General features: G+C 74.3%; 20 protein-coding genes. 8 read left to right on the forward strand and 12 right to left on the reverse strand.

Annotated elements, in window-relative coordinates:
- Positions 1-60: 60 nt before the first annotated feature.
- Positions 61-1,326 (forward strand): cytochrome P450, encoded by a 1,266-nt coding sequence (locus H291_RS0111980; RefSeq protein ID WP_020015236.1) that lies wholly within the window; start codon positions 61-63, stop codon positions 1,324-1,326.
- On the opposite strand, the gene H291_RS29750 is transcribed toward H291_RS0111980, so the two are convergent.
- Both H291_RS29750 and H291_RS33765 read right to left on the reverse strand, forming a co-directional pair.
- Positions 1,310-2,290 (reverse strand): alpha/beta fold hydrolase, encoded by a 981-nt coding sequence (locus tag H291_RS29750; protein WP_020015237.1) that lies wholly within the window; start codon positions 2,288-2,290, stop codon positions 1,310-1,312. The genes H291_RS0111980 and H291_RS29750 overlap by 17 nt on opposite strands.
- Before the next feature lie 228 nt (positions 2,291-2,518).
- Positions 2,519-3,154 (reverse strand): hypothetical protein, encoded by a 636-nt coding sequence (locus H291_RS33765; protein ID WP_020015238.1) that lies wholly within the window; start codon positions 3,152-3,154, stop codon positions 2,519-2,521.
- Between the two features lie 51 nt (positions 3,155-3,205).
- On the opposite strand from H291_RS33765, the gene H291_RS34160 reads away from it, so the two are divergent.
- Positions 3,206-3,760, forward strand: coding sequence for a DUF1990 family protein (locus H291_RS34160; protein ID WP_020015239.1), 555 nt, complete (start codon positions 3,206-3,208; stop codon positions 3,758-3,760).
- On the opposite strand, the gene H291_RS0112000 is transcribed toward H291_RS34160, so the two are convergent.
- Positions 3,729-4,484 carry an alpha/beta fold hydrolase gene (locus H291_RS0112000; RefSeq protein WP_020015240.1) on the reverse strand — a complete coding sequence of 252 codons (756 nt, stop codon included), beginning with the start codon at positions 4,482-4,484 and terminating at the stop codon, positions 3,729-3,731. The genes H291_RS34160 and H291_RS0112000 overlap by 32 nt on opposite strands.
- Before the next feature lie 82 nt (positions 4,485-4,566).
- Between H291_RS0112000 and H291_RS0112005 the strand changes: the two genes are divergently transcribed.
- Entirely contained in the window at positions 4,567-4,794 is a 228-nt protein-coding gene (locus tag H291_RS0112005; protein WP_020015241.1) for a hypothetical protein, read from the forward strand.
- A 7-nt stretch (positions 4,795-4,801) separates the two neighbouring features.
- On the opposite strand, the gene H291_RS32505 is transcribed toward H291_RS0112005, so the two are convergent.
- Together H291_RS32505 and H291_RS0112015 are read right to left on the reverse strand one after the other, a co-directional pair.
- A complete protein-coding gene (locus H291_RS32505) occupies positions 4,802-5,641 on the reverse strand; it encodes a hypothetical protein (RefSeq protein WP_020015242.1) in 840 nt (279 codons plus the stop codon).
- A gap of 71 nt (positions 5,642-5,712) precedes the next feature.
- A complete protein-coding gene (locus H291_RS0112015; protein WP_020015243.1) occupies positions 5,713-6,285 on the reverse strand; it encodes a TetR/AcrR family transcriptional regulator in 573 nt (190 codons plus the stop codon).
- Between the two features lie 117 nt (positions 6,286-6,402).
- Between H291_RS0112015 and H291_RS0112020 the strand changes: the two genes are divergently transcribed.
- A complete protein-coding gene (locus H291_RS0112020) occupies positions 6,403-7,668 on the forward strand; it encodes an amidohydrolase family protein (protein WP_020015244.1) in 1,266 nt (421 codons plus the stop codon).
- A gap of 81 nt (positions 7,669-7,749) precedes the next feature.
- Here H291_RS0112020 and H291_RS0112025 read toward each other — a convergent pair whose 3' ends face one another.
- Positions 7,750-8,499: a glucose 1-dehydrogenase gene (locus H291_RS0112025; RefSeq protein WP_020015245.1), complete on the reverse strand. Its 750-nt coding sequence runs from the start codon at positions 8,497-8,499 to the stop codon at positions 7,750-7,752.
- Positions 8,500-8,569: 70 nt separating this feature from the next.
- Positions 8,570-9,463 (reverse strand): TIGR03620 family F420-dependent LLM class oxidoreductase, encoded by an 894-nt coding sequence (locus tag H291_RS0112030; RefSeq protein ID WP_033325922.1) that lies wholly within the window; start codon positions 9,461-9,463, stop codon positions 8,570-8,572.
- 147 nt (positions 9,464-9,610) lie between these two features.
- Here H291_RS0112030 and H291_RS0112035 point away from each other — a divergent pair, with 147 nt between their 5' ends.
- Positions 9,611-10,216 carry a TetR/AcrR family transcriptional regulator gene (locus H291_RS0112035; protein WP_020015247.1) on the forward strand — a complete coding sequence of 202 codons (606 nt, stop codon included), beginning with the start codon at positions 9,611-9,613 and terminating at the stop codon, positions 10,214-10,216.
- Here H291_RS0112035 and H291_RS29770 read toward each other — a convergent pair.
- The 3 genes from H291_RS29770 to H291_RS0112050 all read right to left on the reverse strand — a co-directional run bounded on the left by H291_RS29770 (position 10,179) and on the right by H291_RS0112050 (position 13,145).
- A complete protein-coding gene (locus H291_RS29770; protein ID WP_020015248.1) occupies positions 10,179-11,048 on the reverse strand; it encodes an aspartate/glutamate racemase family protein in 870 nt (289 codons plus the stop codon). The genes H291_RS0112035 and H291_RS29770 overlap by 38 nt on opposite strands.
- The gene (locus tag H291_RS29775; protein WP_020015249.1) at positions 11,041-12,303 is read right to left on the reverse strand and encodes an ATP-grasp domain-containing protein; all 1,263 of its coding nucleotides are present in this window, start codon (positions 12,301-12,303) and stop codon (positions 11,041-11,043) included. The genes H291_RS29770 and H291_RS29775 overlap by 8 nt, the downstream gene beginning before the upstream one ends.
- 92 nt (positions 12,304-12,395) lie before the next feature.
- Complete coding sequence (locus H291_RS0112050; RefSeq protein ID WP_020015250.1) at positions 12,396-13,145, reverse strand: YqjF family protein; 750 nt, start codon at positions 13,143-13,145, stop codon at positions 12,396-12,398.
- 80 nt (positions 13,146-13,225) lie between these two features.
- On the opposite strand from H291_RS0112050, the gene H291_RS34165 reads away from it, so the two are divergent.
- Positions 13,226-15,271, forward strand: coding sequence for a SigE family RNA polymerase sigma factor (locus H291_RS34165; protein WP_232216034.1), 2,046 nt, complete (start codon positions 13,226-13,228; stop codon positions 15,269-15,271).
- Between the two features lie 2 nt (positions 15,272-15,273).
- Here the strand turns inward: H291_RS34165 and H291_RS32510 are convergent, their stop codons facing one another.
- On the reverse strand, positions 15,274-15,948 hold the full coding sequence (locus tag H291_RS32510) for a phosphatase PAP2 family protein (protein WP_232216035.1): 675 nt from the start codon (positions 15,946-15,948) through the stop codon (positions 15,274-15,276).
- 218 nt (positions 15,949-16,166) lie between these two features.
- Here H291_RS32510 and H291_RS0112065 point away from each other — a divergent pair, with 218 nt between their 5' ends.
- Positions 16,167-16,748: a hypothetical protein gene (locus H291_RS0112065; protein ID WP_020015253.1), complete on the forward strand. Its 582-nt coding sequence runs from the start codon at positions 16,167-16,169 to the stop codon at positions 16,746-16,748.
- Between the two features lie 3 nt (positions 16,749-16,751).
- Positions 16,752-17,702, forward strand: a complete 951-nt coding sequence (locus tag H291_RS0112070) for an aminoglycoside phosphotransferase family protein (protein ID WP_020015254.1) — start codon at positions 16,752-16,754, stop codon at positions 17,700-17,702.
- Here H291_RS0112070 and H291_RS29790 read toward each other — a convergent pair.
- Positions 17,669-18,190: a GNAT family N-acetyltransferase gene (locus tag H291_RS29790; RefSeq protein ID WP_020015255.1), complete on the reverse strand. Its 522-nt coding sequence runs from the start codon at positions 18,188-18,190 to the stop codon at positions 17,669-17,671. The genes H291_RS0112070 and H291_RS29790 overlap by 34 nt on opposite strands.
- Positions 18,191-18,239: the final 49 nt, after the last annotated feature.

Genomic DNA, 18,239 nt, shown 5'->3' on the forward strand with positions numbered 1-18,239 from the left:
ATACATTCCGGCTAAAAGACGTGGGGGCGCGCCCCTTGTCGCGCCCAGAACCGGGGAGCCATGACAGTCACGACGACCACCCAGTCGGAGCGCCTGACCGACCTGGCGGGCCTGACCGACCTCACGCCGCTGAGCGAGACCACGAGCGGCCCAGACCCCGCCACGGCGTACGAACGGCTGCGCGCCCGCTGGGGCAACGTCGCGCCCGTGCTCCTGGAGCCGGGCGTGCCCGCCTGGCTCGTGCTGGGGCACCGGGAGCTGGTCACGGTGCTGCGCAACGAGGGCCTGTTCTCGCGCGACGCGCGCAACTGGGGCCTGTTCACCGACGGCACCGTCCGCGCCGACAGCGGCATCGGCGGCGTGCTCGCGCCGCGCGACGGCATCTACTACGTCGACGGCGCCCGCCACCGCCACCTGCGCCGGCTGGTCGACGACGCGTTCGAGAGCGTCGACGAGCACCGCCTGAAGTCCACGGTCGAGTACTGGTGCGGCCTGGCGCTGGACCGCGTGCTGGCCCAGGGCAAGGCCGACCTCGTCAGCGACTACGCGCGGGCCGTCCCGCTGCTGGTCATGTCCACGATGTTCGGCCTCGACCCCGAGCAGGCCCGCGCCATGCTCGGCCACTCGCGCCGTGTCTTCCAGGCCAAGGGCGCGGCCGGCCTCGAGTCGCTCAACGCGCAGCGCGCCCTCATCTCGGACCTGATCGCCGAGCGCCGCAAGGCGCCGTCCGACGACCTGACCTCCGCGATCCTGCGCCACCCCAGCGCGCCCACCGACCTGGACGCGCAGAGCGCCGTGTCGGCGACCCTCATCCTGGGCAGCGAGTTCGAGGTCGGCTGGATCACGCAGGCGCTCCGCCTGCGGCTCACCGACCCGCGGTTCGACGGCCGCTCGGGCGGCCGGCTCACGGCGTCCGACACGCTCGAGGCCGTGCTCGGCTCGACGCCGCCCGCGCCGAACGCCGCGCCCCGCTTCGCCCTGGCCGACACGACGCTCGGCGACCGGGCGATCGCCGCGGGCGACGCCGTGGTGCCCGGCATCCTCGGCGCGAGCGCCGAGTCCCGCGGCGGCGAGGACGACATCTGGCTGGAGTCGGGAAACCTCTCCTACCTCACGTGGGGCGCCGGCCCGCACGCCTGCCCGGCGCGCCGCCCGGCCACGGTGATCGCGCAGATCGCCGTGGACGCCGCGCTGCGCCGCCTCGGCGGGGTGTCGCTCACCGTGCCGCCCGAGTCGCTGCGCTCGGCTAGCACGCTCTGGTCGTCGGTGGCGCGGGAGCTGCCGGTGCGGTTCGAGGTGCCCCGGCCCGTCAGGCCGGCGCGCTGATCGCGCGGATCTCCGGGACCACCACGTCCCACGCGGCGCGCGGCGGGTACTGGTGCCCCACCCCGGGCAGCAGCACGAACCGCGCGCCCTCGATCGCCGCGGCCAGCGCCTCGCCGTGCTCCGGCGGGAACAGCGGGTCCGCGTCGCCGTGCAGCACCAGCGTCGGCACCGCGATGTCGGCGAGCGAGCCCCGCACCGGACGGCTCTCGACCAGGTAATGGTTGGCCGCGGCGGCCGGGTCGATCGACCGCCGCACCACCCGCCGGGCCGTGGCCAGCGCCGCCAGCTCGTCGTACCCCGGCCCGGCGAAGGCCCGCTCGCCCGCCACCAGGTAGCGGACGACGGCCTCCGGGTCGCCCCAGTCGGGGTCCGGCGGCGGGTCGTCGAACTGCGCCCGTGCCCGCGCCGTCGGACCGGGCAGCTGCGTGCCCGGGACCTTCGTGACCGGGCTCGTGGAGATCAGCGTGAGCGACGCGACCCGGCGCCGGTGCTCGATCGCCGTCTGCTGCGCGATGCCGCCGCCCATCGACACCCCGGCCAGGTGCGCCTGCCCGATCCCCAGCGCGTCCAGCAGCCGCACCGGGTCCAGGGCCAGGTCGTCTCCGGTGTACGACGGCGCCCCGGGCGGGTCGGTCCGGGAGCGTCCCGTGTCGCGGTGGTCGTAGCGGACGACGAACCGGCCGCCGTTCGCGCCGCGCCGGGCGCGGGCGGCGGCCGCGCTGGCGGCGCTGTCGGCGGCGTCGTCGGCACCGCTGTCGGCGGCGCTGCCGGCCGGGCCGTCGGAGATGCTGTCGGAGGTGCTGCCGGGCGGGCCGCCGTCGGCCAGGGCCTGGCAGAAGTCCGCGTGCCACCAGTCCATGGCGCCCGCGATGCCGCCGATCAGGAGGATGGCCGGGTCGGCCGGGTTGCCGAAGGTCTCGGCGCAGAGCAGCGCACCCGGTACGTCGACGAGGGTCTCTGTCATGAAGGGTGGACGACGGGACGGTTGAAAACTAATCGGTCCGCTTCGGACGGGTTCCGACCGACCGGTACGAACCAGAACGGTGACCGGTACGAACCAGAACGCGCGCGCCGATCGGCAGGCTCGGGCGAGCCCGAGCGCCAGGGTGAACCAGAACGCTCGGCCGAACCAGAACGCTCGGCCGAACCGGCGCCCTCGGACCAACCCGAGCGCTCAGACGAACCTGAGCACTCAGACGAACCCGAGCACCAGCGCGACTGCGGCGAGCACCGCCGCCGCGCCCGCGCCGACCCACGCGATCAGGACGTTCCGCCGGCCCCTCTCCTGAGCGGCGTCGAACTCGGCCCGCAGCGTCTCGAACTCCCGGTGCGCCGCCTCGATCTCGGCCCGGGCGGCCGCGAGCTGGGCGTCCGACCGCGCCACGGTGGCCAGAGCGCTCGCCGCCTCGGCTCGCGCCGCGGCCGCGTCGGCGCGGGCGGCACCGGCGTCGTCCCGGGCGGCGGCGGCCTCGTCCCGGGCGGCCGCCGCCTCGGCTCCCGCGTGGTCGGCCGTGGCCAGCGCGGCCGCGACCAGTGCGGCGGCGTCGTCGGACGGCTGCGCGAACGGCTGGGTGGGGTAGTGCTCGGCGGGCTCCGCGTAGGCGGTGTCCGGCACCGTACCGATCGGCGCGCCGGGCGCGCCGGGCCCGGCCGCGACCTGTGGTACGCGCCCCGGGACCTCGGCCCGGGAGAGCTGGCTGCGGACCTCGGCCTTGAGGTCGGACAGGAAGGGCCCCAGGCCGCGGGTCTTGCGCTCCTTGGCGGAGGCGTGCCGGGGGACACCGCCCGCGGAGACGTCGAGGGCGCTGGGGTCGTGGTCGGTCGCCATGGGTGTGAAAGGTACACGGGGCGTACCACGACCTGCGGGTACGGTGCTGGTGTGCAGCTGAACCGCCCCGACCTCGCCCGTGTCCTGGAGAGTTCCCTGGCCGCCCGGCCAGTCGCCGACGTCGGCTGGCTGGCCGCACCGCCGCCGCGCGCCCGCGTGCTGCGGGAACGGGTGGACCTGGGGGCGGGCGCGTCGCTGACGGCGACCGCCGACGCCCTCTTCGGCTGGGCCGTGCACCGCGGGGCCGGGCTGACGATCGCCCCGACCGGACCGGTCGACGTCGGCGTGACCGTGGTGCAGGCCGTGCACGTGGGGCCGCTGTGGTTCACCGCCCCGTGCCGGGTGGTCGACGTCGTCCGCGAGCCCGACGAGGCCGGGTTCACCTACGCGACGCTGCCGCACCACCCGGAGACGGGCGTCGAGTCCTTCCGCGTGCGGCGCACGGAGGAAGGTCTCGTCTTCGAGATCCACGCCGTCGCGCGGCACGACTTCTGGGGCTCCCGGATCGTCCCGGCGGCCGCCCACCACGTCCAGGACCGCGTGACGCGCGGTTACCTGACCGCGGCCCGCGACCTCAGCCGCGCGGCTCGTCCAGGAACTCGCTGATCAGCTTCGTCACCTCGTCGGGCCGCTCCAGGTTCGGCAGGTGCCCTGCCCAGCCGAGCTGCGTGTGCCGGGCCCCGGGGATCTGCCCGGCCAGGTGGTTCGCGATGGCGCGGAAGTGGTCGAGGTCCTGGCCGCCCGAGACGACCAGCGTGCGCGCCGTGATCGCCGCCAGGTCGATCTGGGGGCCGGGCTCCTGGTTGATGTCGTCGCCCGCCGCGAGCTGGACGTCGAACGCGCGGCGCTGCATGGTGCGCACCAGCTCGCGGGCGTCGTCGTCCGCGTCGGGTCCCAGCCAGGTCGCCACGTTCAGCTCGGTGGCACCCGCGACGTCGCCGGCCTCCAGGAGCGCGTCCTCGCGCCGCGCGAACCGCTGGAGCGACCGCGTGGGCGGCAGGGAGAAGGCCGAGTTGATCAGCACGAGGTGCGAGACGAGGTCCGGCCAGTGCGTGGCCACCTGGAGGGCGACCTTGCCGCCCGCCGACGCCGCCACGATCGCGACGGGGCGCTCGCCGAGCGAGTCGAGCAGCGCCTTGACGTCGCCCGCGTTGTCGAACCGTGCGCTGGTCAGCGGGGTGTCGCCGTAGCCGCGCAGGTCGCACCGGATGACGCGGTGGTGCTGGGCCAGGGGAACCCGCTGCGGGTCCCACATGCGGGAGTCGGCGACCCCGGCGTGCAGGAGCAGGACGGCCGGGCCGGAACCCGTGGAGTCGTGGCTGAGGATCATCCGCCGACCGTAACGGCGGCTCTTCGGCCATGGCCAACGCATTCGATGGACTCCAGTCCGGGCGGCGGATATACTCGAACACATGTACGAATCCACGGAAGGTCAGGCGCTCGGCCGGCCCGTCGCGCAGCCGGTGTCCTCGCCGGTCGACGCGGCGTTCGCCGCGCTGCTGGACGAGCTGTTCACCGGCCCCCGGGTCACCTACGCGCCGGTCCTGGAGGAGCCGACGTACTACGGCGGGCACCGCCGCGAGCCCCGGCGCCGGCGCTTCGTGCTGCGCGCCGGCACCGACCTCGACGATCCCCGCTAGTCCCTGATCAGACCACGAACCCGAGCACCGCGGCGACCACGGCCAGCGCGATGCCGACGAAGGCGAACGTGGTGGCCGTGGCCGCCTTCTTCGTCGCGGCGTCCGCGACCTGCTGGGCCGCCGACGCCGCGGCCGCGGCCTCCTTGGCGGCCGACGTCGCCGAGTCCGCCGCGGCACGGGCCGCGTCCAGGTCGGTGCGCAGCGTGCCGGTGGTCGCGGTGAGCTCGTCGACGTGGCCCTGGAGCCGGCCCGCCTCCTCCTGCGCGGAGGTCACGGCCTGTGCGGTGGCGGCGGTCTGCGCGGCCGCCTGCTCGTCGGCCCGCTCGCGCACCTCCGCGCGGACCTCGTCCAGCGCCGTCGCCTGAGCCTTCTCCTGTGCGACGCCCCGCTTGGCGACGAGCTCGCGGAGCTCGGCGCCCTGCTCCTTGAGGGAGACCATGAGGTCGGCGCGGACCTCCTCGGGGGTCAGTGGCTTGTCGGGCTTGGCGAGATAGGCGTCGGCCCAGGTGCGGCGCGACTTGCTCCGCCCGGCGCCGGCGCCCTCCACGACAGCGTCCTTCTCCTGCTCGGTCAGGCGGTCGAGCGCCTCGGCCGCCGCCTTGACGGCGGGCGGCGTCTCGACCGGTGCCTTGGCGCCCTTGGGCGTCTTTGCCTCGGGTGTCATCGTTGTGCTGGCCCCCTGTGGTGTCGCTGCGGCTGCCACGGCTGCGGCGTAGTCGGCGTCCTCGGTGCCGGTCGAGGCCGACTCCGGGATCTTGATGGGCTTGTTCAGCAGAGCCCGGAGACGATCCATGCGCTCGGTCTTCTCGCCGCCCTCGCTCCGAGGCGCGTCGCTGTCACTGCTCATGGGGCAAAACGTACTGCTCTGCCCGTTGTTGGTCGACTACCACGTCGGGAGTGGCGCGCCTGCCGCACGTGCTAGTCGTATCGCCAGCCGCGTCGAAGGTTCGCGAAGATCATCGCCAGCGCCTCGCCCGGCGCGCTCTCGCGCGCCGCGATGTCAGGGCTCTCGAGGACGAGGCGGGCCAGGGCGCGCACGGCGGCGTCCTCGGGCTCGTGTCCCTCCTCGGCGAGCACCTTGACGAGTGCGTCCTCGCAGTCGGTCCACTTCTTGCGGACGTGCGCGCGGAGCTGCGGGGTCGAGAAGATCAGCCCGAGGAGCCGCTCACGCCGGGGGTCCTGGGGCTCGAAGGGCAGTCTGCTCGCCATGAACGTCTCGACGGCGCGCAGGGGATCGGTGCCCGCGGGGCGTTCCCGCACGGCATCGACGAGAGCGGCGGCGCGGTCCTCGTCCTGCTCGAAGACCAGGGCGACCTTTCCGTCCGGGTAGTAGGTGAACAGCGTCGTCAGGGCGACATTGGCGTCCTCGGCGATCTCGGCGACCGTGACGTCGTCGAACCCCCGCGCCAGGAACAGCTCGACGGCTGACTCGTGCAGGGCGTGGCGGGTCTGTGCTCGCTTGCGTGCGCGAAGTCCGGTTCCGGCTGCCATGCCGTCGATCGTAGACCGATGTGTGTACCGGCACCAATTCTGGTGTGACCCCAATTCTGTAGTGACTACGGAAAAACGTGCTAGCGTCCTGCTGTCACAACGAACGAGGAGGACGAGATGGGCAGGACTGCGATCGTCGGAGCGCGCGTGTTCGACGGCGAGGAGGTGACGGACGCCGGCGTGGTGGTGCTGGACGGGCCCCGGATCCTTCAGGTCGGGGGCGCGGTCCCGGACGGGGCCGACGTGGTGGATGCCGCCGGTTCGACCCTGCTTCCCGGGCTCGTCGACGCCCACGTGCACACGTCGGTCGAGGCTCTCGAGCTCGCCCTCACGTTCGGCGTCACGACCGAGCTGGAGATGCAGGGCATGTTCACGCGGCACAACCGGGCGCACGTGACCGAGAACGACCGGGTCGCTGACGTACGGTCCGCGGGATTCGGCATCACACCCCCTGGCGGCCATCCGAGCGAGCTGATGGGCGACGACGGGCACGACGGCGATGGCGACGGTGGCGAGGAGACTCCGTGGGAGGGTGTGGAGGACGAGGACGGCACGTCGCCCTGGGCCGACGTCGTCATGCCGTTCTCGACCACGCCGGAGGAGGCCGTCGCCTTCGTCCCGCGGCTGGAGGCGGCAGGCTCCGACTACATCAAGTTCATGATCGACGACGGCACGGTCGAGGGGGCGCCGGGGCTCCCGCTGCTGAGCGACGCGACGATCGCGGCCGGCGTCGAGGAGGCGCACCGGCGCGGCCTGCTGACCGTCGCCCACACCCTCACGGTCGATGCGACCGCGTCGGCGGTCGCCGGTGGCATCGACGGCCTGGTCCACCTCTTCATGGACGGCCCGCACACGCCGGAGATCGTCCGGTCCGTCGTCGCCTCGGGGGCCTTCGTCGTTCCCTGCGTGGTCCTGAACGCGTCGATGATGGGCATCCCGGCGACGGAGCTCGCGGCGGACCCGCGCGTGAACTCCCGGCTCGACGACGCCTGGACCGCGACCCTGCGCAGCAGCTACGACCGGTATCCGCAGGGGGACCTGCGGGACGTCCTCGCCTCGGTCAAGGCTCTCCACGACGCGGGCGTCGACATCCTCGTCGGCACCGACGTGTCGTTCCCCCTGCCGGCGTTCGGCGGCATGGCGCACGGCGCGAGCGTCCACCACGAGCTTCAGCTCCTCGTCCGTGCCGGGCTCACCCCGATCGAGGCGCTCCGTGCCGCGACCTCGGTGCCCGCGCGACGTTTCGGCCTCACCGACCGTGGGCGGATCCGCCCGGCACTGCGTGCCGACCTCCTGCTCGTCGACGGTGACCCCACCACGCGCATCTCCGACACGCTCAACATCCGCCAGGTCTGGCGGCGCGGCGCCCCGCTGTTCCGCTAGCCCCCGGTCACGGCTCGCCCGCGGCGCGCACCGCGACCCCGGCCCTCCGCGCGGGAGGGCCGGGGTCGCCGGTTCACTGCCTCAGAGCTGGACCTCTCCGCCGTCGACGAAGAGCTCGGTGCCGGTGACGAAGGTGCTCTGGTCGCTCGCCAGGAACAGCACCGCGCTCGCGATCTCCTCGGGCCTGCCGAGCCGGCCCAGCGGGACGTTGCCCGCCAGAGCGGTCAGGAGGCCGGGGGCCTGGGAGGGCTCGGGCGCGAGACCGGCAAGGCCCGGCGTCTCGGTGGGTCCGGGGGCGATCGCGTTCACCCGGATGTTGCGGCCCGCGAGCTCCCCGGCCCAGGTTCGGGTGAAGGAGCGCAGGGCGGCCTTGGTCGCCGAGTAGACGCCGAACGACGGCGCCCCCTTGCTGGCGGCGGTCGAGCCGGTGATCACGACGGAGGCGCCGTCGTTCAGCACGGGCAGGGCCTTCTGCACGGTGAACACCGTGCCACGGACGTTGACCCCGAACGTCTCGTCGAAGCCCGCCGGCGTCAGCTCCTCCAGCGTGGCGAACCGGCCGCCGCCGGCGTTGACGAACAGGACGTCGAGCCCCCGGCCGCGGGCCGCGACCGCCGCGAAGACCCGGTCGAGGTCGTCGAGGTCGGCCACGTCGCCGCGGATGCCGGTGGCGTTCTCGCCGAGCTCGGTCACCGCCGCGTCGAGCTCGGCCTGCCGGCGGCCGGTGACGAACACGTGCGCTCCCTCCGCCGCGAACCTGCGGGCGGTGGCCAGGCCGATGCCGGTCGTCCCGCCGGTGACCAGGGCGGTCTTGTTCTGGAGCTGTCCCATGGTGCCTTCTTCTTTCGGTAGTCGTGCTGTTGGTGGGGTGCTGCTTGGTGGGGTGCTGCTGGTCGGTGGGTCAGGCGTCGGCGAGCGACGGTGCGAGCGCCGCCAGCTCGCGCCAGGCGGGCATCGGCAGGTCCGCGGAGCCCAGGACGTGGACGGCGACGTGGTCGGCCCCGGCGTCGAGGTGCTCGCGCAGCCGCTCCCGGATCGCGTCGAGGTCGCCCCGCGCGACGAGCGAGTCGACGAGCCGGTCGCTGCCGCCGGGCACGAGGTCGTCGTCGCCGAAGCCGAGCCGGCGCAGGTTGTTGCGGTAGGCCGGCAGGCCGACGAACATGCCCACGCCGGCCCGGGCGGTGGCCCGCGCGCGATCCGGCTCGGTGTCGAGCACGACCGCCTGGTGCGGGGCGACGAGCGGGTCCGGCCCGAGCGTCGCCCGGAGGTCCGCCGTGTAGCGCGGCGGTACCAGGAACGGGTGGGTTCCCCCGGTGCGCGCCGCCCCGAGCGCCGCCATGCGGGGCCCCAGGGCCCCGAGCAGGCGCCGCTCGGCGGGCACCGGGACCGGTGCGGCGTCCAGGTCGTCGAGGTACCGGGTCATGGAGTCGACGGGCCGGCCGAACGGCTGCCCGTGGCTGCGTGCCGACCGGGGGTCGCTGATGCCGAGCCCCAGGACCGTCCGAGGCCCGTGCAGCCGGTCGAGCCGGGCCATCTCGTTGGCGACCTCCCCGGCCGGGGTGCCCCAGATGCCCAGCACGCCGAGCGTCACCGTGCTGCGCGGCGGCGCCCGCAGGAGGTGCCCGGCGTCGTCGAGCGCCCCCTTGCCGTCGAGCCCCGGGATCCACAGCGTGCGCAGCCCGAGCTCGTCCAGCTCGGCTGCGGCCTCCTGCGCCTCGGGCCGGTCCGCGGACCGCAGCCTCATGCTCCACACCCCGAGCGGGCCCAGCCGTCCTGCCAGCTCACGTCCTGCCATGTCGATCGTCTCCTAGTTTCTAACCGTGCGGTTAAGAACTGGAACGTAGCACCAGGCATTCCCGGGAAGCAATTTCTGAACGATCGGTTTCAAACTGGTAGGCTACGCGCGGGGACAGAGCCCTCAGGCGCAGGGGAAGGAGCGGTCATGGCAGGCGGGAGACCACGGACGTTCGACGCCGAGGCGGCGCTGGACCGGGCGGTCGAGGTGTTCTGGCGACAGGGCTACGAGGGCACGGCCGTCGCGGAGCTGACCGAGCGGATGGGCGTGAACAAGCCGAGCCTGTACGCGGTGTTCGGCACCAAGGAGGAGCTGTTCCAGCAGGTCGTGCGGCGCTACGCCGAGGTGGAGCTCGCCTACTTCCGCGACGCCCTCACCCGCCCGACGGCGCTCGAGGTGGTGCGCGACTACCTGGACCGCAACGCCGCCGCGCTCACACAGCCCGACCGGCCGCGCGGATGCCTGTCGATCCAGGGTGGCCTGTCGGCCAACCCGGCGCACAGCACCGTGACCCAGTTCCTGGCGAGCAGCCGCCGGGCGGGCGAGGACGCGCTGGCCGAACGGCTCACGCGCGCCCGGGACGAGGGTGATCTGCCCGCCGACGCCGACCCGGTGGCGCTCGCGCGCTACGTGATGGTCGTGTCCGAGGGGCAGGCGGTCCACGCGTCCGCGGGCGCCACGCGCGAGGAGCTCGTGCAGTCGGCCGCGATCGCCGTCAGCGCGTTCGAGCGGGCACTCTCGCCCGCGACCTGAGCAGGCCCGGGCGCGGTCGGGGAAGCTCGGGCCGCTCCGGCGTCCGCAGCCGCGCGCCCGCGCGCAGCACGGTCGCCCGGGCCAGCGCGTCGAGGCTGTCCACCAGCGGGACCCCGGGCAGGCGGCCCACGGGCGTCGCCCGAGCCGCCACGGACAGCTCGGTGCAGCCCAGGACGACCGCGCCGGCGCCCCGCGACCGCAGGTCCTCGATCACACCTGCCAGGGCGGTCAGGTCGCCGCCACGGCCCGCCTTCACGCCGTCGTAGATCAGGGCGGTCACCGCGGCCTGGCCGGCGGCGTCGGGCACCAGGGTCTTGATGCCTCGCGCGCCGAACGCCTTCGCGTAGACGCCCGACGCGATCGTCCCCTCCGTCGCGAGGAGGCCCACCGCCCGCAGCGGCCCGCCGGGACCGAGGGGGCGGCCGGAGAACGTGTCGCACACCGCGGACACCGTCGCGTCCACCGCGGTCAGGAGGGGGACCGGGGTCGCCGCGGCGACCGGGCCGGCGAACGCCTGCGCCGTGTTGCACGGCAGCACCAGCAGGCCGGCGCCCGCCCGGGCCAGGCGCCGCGCGTCGTCGGCGAGCACCGGCCCGGGATCGTCCGCGGAGCGGCCCAGCACGAACGCCGTCCGGTCCGGGACGCTCGCGTGCTGGAGAACCACCATGTCGACGTGGTCCTGGTCCCGTGCCGCCTCCGTCAGCCGCACGACCCGGTCCATGAACAGGACCGTCGCCAGCGGCCCGACGCCGCCCAGCACGCCGACCAGCGTCCGGCCGGCCCGGGTCCCGTCGGCCGGTGCGCCGTCGGACCGGCCCCCGCCGTCAGACAAGCTTGTGTCCCGCCGACGGGAGATCCGGGCGCGGCTCGGGCAGCCCCGGCTGCCCGCCCACCTCCTGCGCCGGGTGGTGCTGCGCGAACTTGCGCACCTGGTTCAGCTCGGCGAGGCGCACCCAGGCGTCGCGCCGCGGCGACCGGTCCCCGCCGTACTTCAGCGGGTGCACGGCCCGGACTCGGCGCGCTGCGGCGCGCACCGACGCGTCGTGCACGTACCGGTCCAGGAGGAAGCCGGGGACGATGCGGTACAGCACCTCCAGCGGCTCCGCGGCCTCCGGCCAGCTCCCCGTGAGATGGTCGGCCGTCCAGAGCTCGGCCGGGTTGAGCCCGCTCGCCGTCAGGTAGTAGTTGGACCGACCGGTGCGCGGGTTCAGTTCGAAGAAGTGGCCCAGCCCGGTACGCGGGTCGATCTTCACGTCGAAGTTCGCGAAGCCCGTCCAGCCCAGGTGCTCCACGAGCCGGCGGGCGTCCGCCTCCACCTGCGGGAGCGGGCCGGTGAGGATCGCCGCCGGGTTCCCCAGCGTCCCGGGCGTGTGCTCCTCGAGCAGCACCCGGCCGCCCCACGCCATGCGCACAGCACCCGCGCGGTCGGAGTAGGTGGTCATGATCCGCATCTGCGCGTCGTCGCCGGGCACGTACTCCTGCAGGATCATCGGCCGCCGGTAACCCGCCTCCCCGGCCGCCGCCAGCAGTGCGGCCAGCTCCTCGCGGTCCCGCACCAGGTGCACCTTCGCCTTGCCCGCGAACGACACCTTGTGCCACGCCGAGTTGTCGCCCGGCTTGGCGATCACCGGGAACCGCAGGTCCAGCTCGCCCACCGCCGCGCCGCCGTCGCGCACCTCCGTGCGCGGGTGCGGCACCCCGAGCCGCAGGCAGAGCTCCGAGAACCGCTGCTTGTCCATCACCTGGTCGAGCAGCGCGGCCGACGGGTAGGGGACGACCGCCGCGTCCTCGAGGCGCTCGCGGTGCTCGGCGAGCGCCCGCACGTACCAGTCCACGCAGGTGACGGCGATGACCGGGCCCGGCGCGGCCGCGGCGACCCGCCGGATCAGCTCGACCATGACGTCCGGGTCGTCCAGCCGCGGCTCGACGACGTTCCGGATGATGGTGGAACGCGCGACGTTGGGCGTCGGCCGGATGGACACGACGGTCGACGTGACGCCGTAACCCTCGTGGAACGCGCGCGCGAGGCTGTACGCGCCGGCGTCGCCGCCGAGGATGACCGGATGGAAGGCTGCGTGATGACCCATGACACTTGACACGTCCGGCGGGCCGGAAAGGTTGTGCGGTGCCAGGGGTGAAGTACGTTTTGTCCGTTCGGAGGGTGCGCGCGGAGCGTGCCTCAGAGGCGTGCGCCGCGCCGGACGACGACGGGCGAGCCGTCGGCGACGAAGACCGAGAACGGCTCGGCGCCCAGGGCCTCGGCGAACTGCCGCCCGTAGACCGCCGCGACGTCGCACTCCAGGACGGGGTCGCCCGCCTGGCGCACCTGCCAGCTCGGGTGCTCGACCTGGTACTCGACGGTGCCGCCGCCGCGCTGTGCGGCGTAGCCCCAGTAGTGCTCGGTGACGAACTCCTCCTGGGAACCCGCCACGAGCGGCTCCGCGCCGCCGCGGACGGTGGCGCCGACACGGTGCCAGGCGCCGGCGTCGCGCCACGCGTACTCGACCAGCCCGCCCGGCGTGACCTCGCCGTCGTGCAGGTCGATCCGGTGCCGCATGGGCCGCGCGACGTAGTTCTCGCCGTAGGCGACCCGGGCCACGGTGGCCAGGGCCCACCGGGGCACGATCTCCTTGACGAACACCACGCCGCGCCGCCAGCCGTCGTCGGCACGGCGGCGGACGTAGAACCGCAGGTTGATCTCGTCGAAGTCGCGATGGAAGGGCACGGGGACGCCCAGCAGTCGGGTGTCGAGGAACCGGAAGCCGATCACGCTGACGAGGTGCCGGCCGTCCCAGGTGTCCAGCTCGACGCCGCTCGGGACGAGCGGGCGCAGCACGTCGGGGTCGATCTCGTAGCTGAGCATCACCAGGTGGCGCCACTCGGCGGCGAGGAACAGGCCGGTCCCCGGGCGTGCGTTCTCGGCGGTCATGCGAGGAACGTAGCAAGCGCCGGGCCGCCTCTTCCGGTGGCCGGGGCAACCTTTGGCGGACACTCTCCGTAGTGGAGGGCATGAGGCAGGAGAGCGGGGCGGTCATGGACGACTTCGAGGCGGGCGGGCCGTCGGACGGCGGCGCGCCGCTCGACGTGCGGGTCGAGGTGTCGCGGCCCCGGGACGCGGAGTTCACCGCGTTCGTCCGGGAGTCCAGTGCGTACCTGCACCGCACCGCGTTCCTGCTGTGCGGGGACCGGCACCGCGCGGAGGAGCTGGTCCAGTCGACGTTCGAGCGGGTCTACCGCACGTGGGCGAAGGTCCGGCCGGGCACGGAGACCGCCTATGCCCGCCGGATCTTGGTGAACCTGCGGATTGACGGCTGGCGGCACGCGCGCCGGGAGTCGTTCCCCGGCGACGACAAGATCCCGGTCGCCCCGTCGTCGGACCATGCCGGGCACGTGGCGCTGCGCGACGAGCTGGTGCGGGGACTGGCGCGGCTGCCCGTCAACCAGAGGCGGGTGGTGGTGCTGCGGCACCTGCTGGACCTGCCGGAGTCGGAGGTCGCCCGCGAGCTCGGGATCGCGGTCGGCACGGTGAAGGCGGCGAACTCGCGCGGGCTGGCGCGGCTGCGGGACCTGCTGGTGGCGCAGGCCGAGGTGATCGAGCCGGTGGAGGTCGACGAGCGGGCCGTGCTGGACCGGAGCCGGGCCGCGCTGCGCCGACGTCGGACGGGTCAGGCGGTCGGGGCGGCGTGCGTGGCGCTGCTGGTGGTGCTCGGAGTGCTGACGCGAGGGCCGGTGTTGTTGCCCGGGATCGGGCCGGTGGTGCTGCCGGGCGGGGAGCTGATCGCGCGGCTGTTCGACGGCGGCCCGATCGACGGGTTCGGACCGGACCTGGATCCCGCGGGCTACACGCCGGTCCAGTGCCCCGAGGCACTCCCGGGACCGGCACCGACCAGCGCTCCGGGACCTGGCGAGGACACCGGTCCGCTCACCGACCCCGTCGTGGTCGATGCCTCGGACGCCCGCCCCCTGAACTGCTACGACGTCGACATCGAGGTCGTCAATCCCGGCTATCGCGACGGCTCGGGACTTCTGGTCGCCCCCTACGGGCAGCCGCTTCCTGAGCCTCGCGGGCTCTCCGCCTTTGGCCAGGTCTGGACCTTCGACACTGCGGAGCTCCTCGACGACGACGATGCGACCGACGAGGCAACCATCCTGACCGACGGCTGGACGGGCGACGGGTCAGGGGGCGCCGCGACCACCCTGACGTGGTACCAGGACAGCAGGGCGTTTCCGACCGGCCTCGCGGTCACCGGAGAGCGTGCGGTCTGGAGCGACTACGCGGCGGCGGGCACGTCACCCCGTGCGAGCTTCGTCAGTACGCTCAGCCTGTCCGACGGAACCCTCAACAGTTGGACGGAACCCCTGGTCACCAGCCAGGAGAACGTGTGGCTCATCGCGACCACCCAGGATCATGCCTTGTGGACGGCCGGGGACACGGCGGACGACACCCGCCTGTTCGCCGAGACGCTCGACCACGAGGGCACGCCGATGGAGCTCGCGTCCGGCGTCACGGCGCTCGCGGCGGACGAGGACGAGGCGGTCGCCGCCGTACTGGCCCCCGGTTCCGGGGAGACCAGCACGACGTCGATCCAGCTGTTCGACGACCTGGCCGGCGGAGACACGACTGGTGTCGAGCTCATGGAGTTCGAGCACGACTCCTCGTCCGAGGTCACCCAGGTCGCGATCTCGGACGACGTCATCGCGTGGACGGTCAGCCTCGGCGCCGACGGGCCCGGTGCCCTGTACGTCGTCGACCGCGCCGGTGACGGCGACAGCATCGTGCGGCTGCCCGACGCCGTCGTCGCGGACCTCCGCGCGGCCGGTGGCCTGCTCTCGTGGAGCAGCACCGACCCCGGGGCGCAGGACTCGGCGGCGGCGTCCTACCTGTACCGTGCGACGGCGTCGGCCTCGGGTTACGACGGCCCGGACCTGGCCCGCTTCCCGGGCGGGTCGGTGACCGCGAGCGTGGCCGGTGCCCGCACCGCCTGGCTCGAGGAAACGGGCTCGCGGGTCTGGCTCGTCAAGGCGGCGCTGGCCCCCACCCTGGAGCGCGGCTGAGCTCAGGGCGCCGCCGAGCTGCCCGAGCCGGAGGGGCGCTCGAGGCGGAGCCGCGCGGCGAGAGCCGTGAACAACAGGAGCGCGACGCCGGCGCCGAGCAGGGCGCCGGCCACCGTGTCCGAGACCCAGTGCGCCCCCAGGAAGATGCGGCTGAACATCATCACCGCGACGTAGACACCGCCGGCGGTCCACACCCAGCCGCGTCCGAGCACGATCCCCAGCGCCACGACGGCGACCGCTGCGTTCGCGCTGTGTCCCGAGGGGAACGAGCCGAAGTCGGCCGCCACGAGGATGTCCTCCGGCCGCGCCCGGGCGACGACATGCTTGATCACCTGGACGAGTCCCGCGCAGAACGCCACCGACGACGCGAGGTAGAGTGCCGACCAGGGCCGCCGCCCCACGACCAGCGCTCCGACGGCTCCGGCAGTGAGGACGAGTGCGGCCCACCCGCCCCCGACGCGGTCCAGGACGAGCATGACGAGCGTCCAGGACGACGAGCGGTGTTCCACCAGCCAGCTCGTCCAGGCGCCCTCGAACCCGAGGGGCCCGCCACGCGCCCGGTCCACGACGACGACCGCCAGGGCGGCGACGAGGAACAATGCGGCCGCGGCCAGGACGGCGGCGCGCCGCACCCCTGGGCGAGCGGCGCGCTCGGACGTGCTCGGACGGACGGCCATCTGCTGAGTCTCACAACCGGACCCGAAAAAACCCGCACATCTCCCGCGCCGCGCGCGTCGGGCGAGCGGGCGACCCGGGGGCGGCGGGCCCGCGAGGGGCCACCGCCCCTCGCCGGCCAGGGACTGGTCCTGACCTGCGAGAAGGCGCACGAGACACGGGAACCACCCGGCCGGCCGGGGCGTTCGGTCAGCACACGACCCCGACAGAGAGTGTGCGCATGACGAACCTGTCCGACTTCAGTGCCGACGAGCTCGACCAGATCCTGCAGGCCCCGGGCGCGGTCCTCAGGGGTGCGGCGGTGGTCGACGGCGAGCACGGCGGGATCAGGTTCCTGCGGGAGGCCACGGCCGGCGGCCTGGCGATCCGCAAGGCCCGGGAGCACGAGAACGACTTCGTCCGCTCCGTGGCGCTCGCGCTGCGCGACAAGGGCGAGGCGGACGCCGCGGCCGAGGCCGAGGCGGCGGCGAACCCCGCCGCACGCGTCGGTGTCGCCGCGGCCGCCGCCGCGACGCAGGAGGCGGCCGAGCTGGGCAGGCCGCGCGACCCGGAGGCCGAGGCGGCGCACGCCGTCGAGCTGAGCGGGGCCGTGCTCACGCTGCTGCGGGCGCGGGCGGACGAGGAGGACGTCGCCGCCTACCGTGAGTGGCTCCTGCGGATCGCCGCTCGCGTCGCCGGGGCCGTCCGGACCAGGGAGGGCGGCTTCTTCAGCCGGCGGGTCAAGGTCTCCGCGCCCGAGCAGGCCTTCCTCGACCGGCTCGCGGCCGCCGTCGGGTCTGACCCGGTGCACCCGCAGGGCTGAGAAATGAGCCCACCCGGGATCGAGGTCCCGCCGGCGCTCGCGGCGTCGTACGCCCGGAGCCTCGGCGACGAGGGGCGGTCATGGACCGCCGCGCTGCCCGGCCTGGTCGCCGACCTGCTGGACCGCTGGGACCTGCGGCCCGACGGCGCGACGTCGGCGGGGGCGGCGTCGCTCGTCGTGCCCGTGGCGGGCCGGGACGGCGTCCGCGCGGTGCTCAGGCTGCAGCCGCCCCGCCCCGAGACCGCCGCTGCCCTGACCGGTCTGCGCGCGTGGGACGGGCACGGGACGGTGCGGCTGCTCGACCACGACCCCGGCAGCGGCACGATGCTCCTGGAGCGGCTGGACGGCGCCCGCACCCTCGCCTCGGTCCCGGACGACGGCGCGGCGACGCGGGTCCTCGCCGAGCTGCACGCCCGGCTGCTCGCCGTCCCGCCGCCGCCGGGGCTGCCGCACCTGCGCGACGTCGCCGCCGCGATGCTCGACCAGGTCCCGCGCGCCGTCACGGCCCTGGCCGACCCGGCCGAGCGGCGCGTCCTGCGGGACTGGGCTGCCGTCGTGGCGGAGCTGGCCGCCGACCCCGGCGACCGGATGCTGCACTGGGACCTGCACCACGACAACGTGCTGGCGGCGGAGCGCGAGCCGTGGCTCGCGATCGACCCCGAGCCCCTGGTGGGCGACCCGGGCTTCGACCTGTGGCCGGCCCTGGACAGCCGGTGGGACGACGTCGTGGCGGGCGGCGACGCCCGGCGCGTGGTGCGCCGGAGGTTCGACGTGCTCACCGACGTGCTCGACCTCGACCGGGAGCGCGCGGCCGGCTGGACGCTGGGGCGCCTGCTGCAGAACGCCCTGTGGGACATCGAGGACGGCGAGCCCGCGCTCGCCCCCGCCGCGCTCGTCACGGCCGAGGCGCTACGGGGCGGTCAGCGGGGCTCTCGGCCGAGCTTGCGCTCGTAGAACCGCCACAGGTGCTGCAGCTCGGCGGGGATCTCGGACCCGGGATAGGGGTCGCGCTCCACGAAGCCCCTGGACTCGTACAGGCGGTGGGCGGCCGTCATGAACCTGTTGCTGTCCAGCCGCACCACACGTGCCCCGAGGTCCTCGCGGGCCTGCTCCAGGAGGAGGTCCAGCATCGCCGAGCCGACGTGCCGGCCCTGCAGCTCCGGGCGCACGAACATCCGCTTGATCTCGACGACGCCGTCGTCCTGCGCGCGCAGCGCGGCGACACCGGCGGGCGCTCCGTCGGCCTCGGCCAGGACCAGCAGGCCGGACGGCCTGCGGAACGCTGCCAGCGCCGCGCCGGTGTGCCGGGCCTCCGTGGACGTCATGGCGAACCCGTAGGTGCGCTCGAACGTGGCCAGGGCCCAGGTCATGTACTGCGTCATGAGGTCGAGCACCGCGGCGTCGTCCGCGGCGTCCGCCTCGCGGAGCTGAAGCTGGTCCACCTACCGGGTCCCTCTCTGGTCTTCGGTCTGGCCGGTCCTCGGTCGAGCT

Source organism: Promicromonospora sukumoe 327MFSha3.1 (assembly GCF_000385135.1).
Taxonomy (GTDB): domain Bacteria; phylum Actinomycetota; class Actinomycetes; order Actinomycetales; family Cellulomonadaceae; genus Promicromonospora; species Promicromonospora sukumoe_B.

Excerpts from the sequence above, each read along its gene's own strand:
- H291_RS0111980 (WP_020015236.1), top strand. The coding sequence starts at position 61 with ATGACAGTCACGACGACCACCCAGTCGGAGCGCCTGACCGACCTGGCG.
- H291_RS29750 (WP_020015237.1), bottom strand. The coding sequence starts at position 2,290 with ATGACAGAGACCCTCGTCGACGTACCGGGTGCGCTGCTCTGCGCCGAG.
- H291_RS33765 (WP_020015238.1), bottom strand. The coding sequence starts at position 3,154 with ATGGCGACCGACCACGACCCCAGCGCCCTCGACGTCTCCGCGGGCGGT.
- H291_RS0112000 (WP_020015240.1), bottom strand. The coding sequence starts at position 4,484 with ATGATCCTCAGCCACGACTCCACGGGTTCCGGCCCGGCCGTCCTGCTC.
- H291_RS0112005 (WP_020015241.1), top strand. The coding sequence starts at position 4,567 with ATGTACGAATCCACGGAAGGTCAGGCGCTCGGCCGGCCCGTCGCGCAG.
- H291_RS32505 (WP_020015242.1), bottom strand. The coding sequence starts at position 5,641 with ATGAGCAGTGACAGCGACGCGCCTCGGAGCGAGGGCGGCGAGAAGACC.
- H291_RS0112015 (WP_020015243.1), bottom strand. The coding sequence starts at position 6,285 with ATGGCAGCCGGAACCGGACTTCGCGCACGCAAGCGAGCACAGACCCGC.
- H291_RS0112020 (WP_020015244.1), top strand. The coding sequence starts at position 6,403 with ATGGGCAGGACTGCGATCGTCGGAGCGCGCGTGTTCGACGGCGAGGAG.
- H291_RS0112025 (WP_020015245.1), bottom strand. The coding sequence starts at position 8,499 with ATGGGACAGCTCCAGAACAAGACCGCCCTGGTCACCGGCGGGACGACC.
- H291_RS0112030 (WP_033325922.1), bottom strand. The coding sequence starts at position 9,463 with ATGGCAGGACGTGAGCTGGCAGGACGGCTGGGCCCGCTCGGGGTGTGG.
- H291_RS0112035 (WP_020015247.1), top strand. The coding sequence starts at position 9,611 with ATGGCAGGCGGGAGACCACGGACGTTCGACGCCGAGGCGGCGCTGGAC.
- H291_RS29775 (WP_020015249.1), bottom strand. The coding sequence starts at position 12,303 with ATGGGTCATCACGCAGCCTTCCATCCGGTCATCCTCGGCGGCGACGCC.
- H291_RS0112050 (WP_020015250.1), bottom strand. The coding sequence starts at position 13,145 with ATGACCGCCGAGAACGCACGCCCGGGGACCGGCCTGTTCCTCGCCGCC.
- H291_RS34165 (WP_232216034.1), top strand. The coding sequence starts at position 13,226 with ATGAGGCAGGAGAGCGGGGCGGTCATGGACGACTTCGAGGCGGGCGGG.
- H291_RS32510 (WP_232216035.1), bottom strand. The coding sequence starts at position 15,948 with ATGGCCGTCCGTCCGAGCACGTCCGAGCGCGCCGCTCGCCCAGGGGTG.
- H291_RS0112065 (WP_020015253.1), top strand. The coding sequence starts at position 16,167 with ATGACGAACCTGTCCGACTTCAGTGCCGACGAGCTCGACCAGATCCTG.
- H291_RS0112070 (WP_020015254.1), top strand. The coding sequence starts at position 16,752 with ATGAGCCCACCCGGGATCGAGGTCCCGCCGGCGCTCGCGGCGTCGTAC.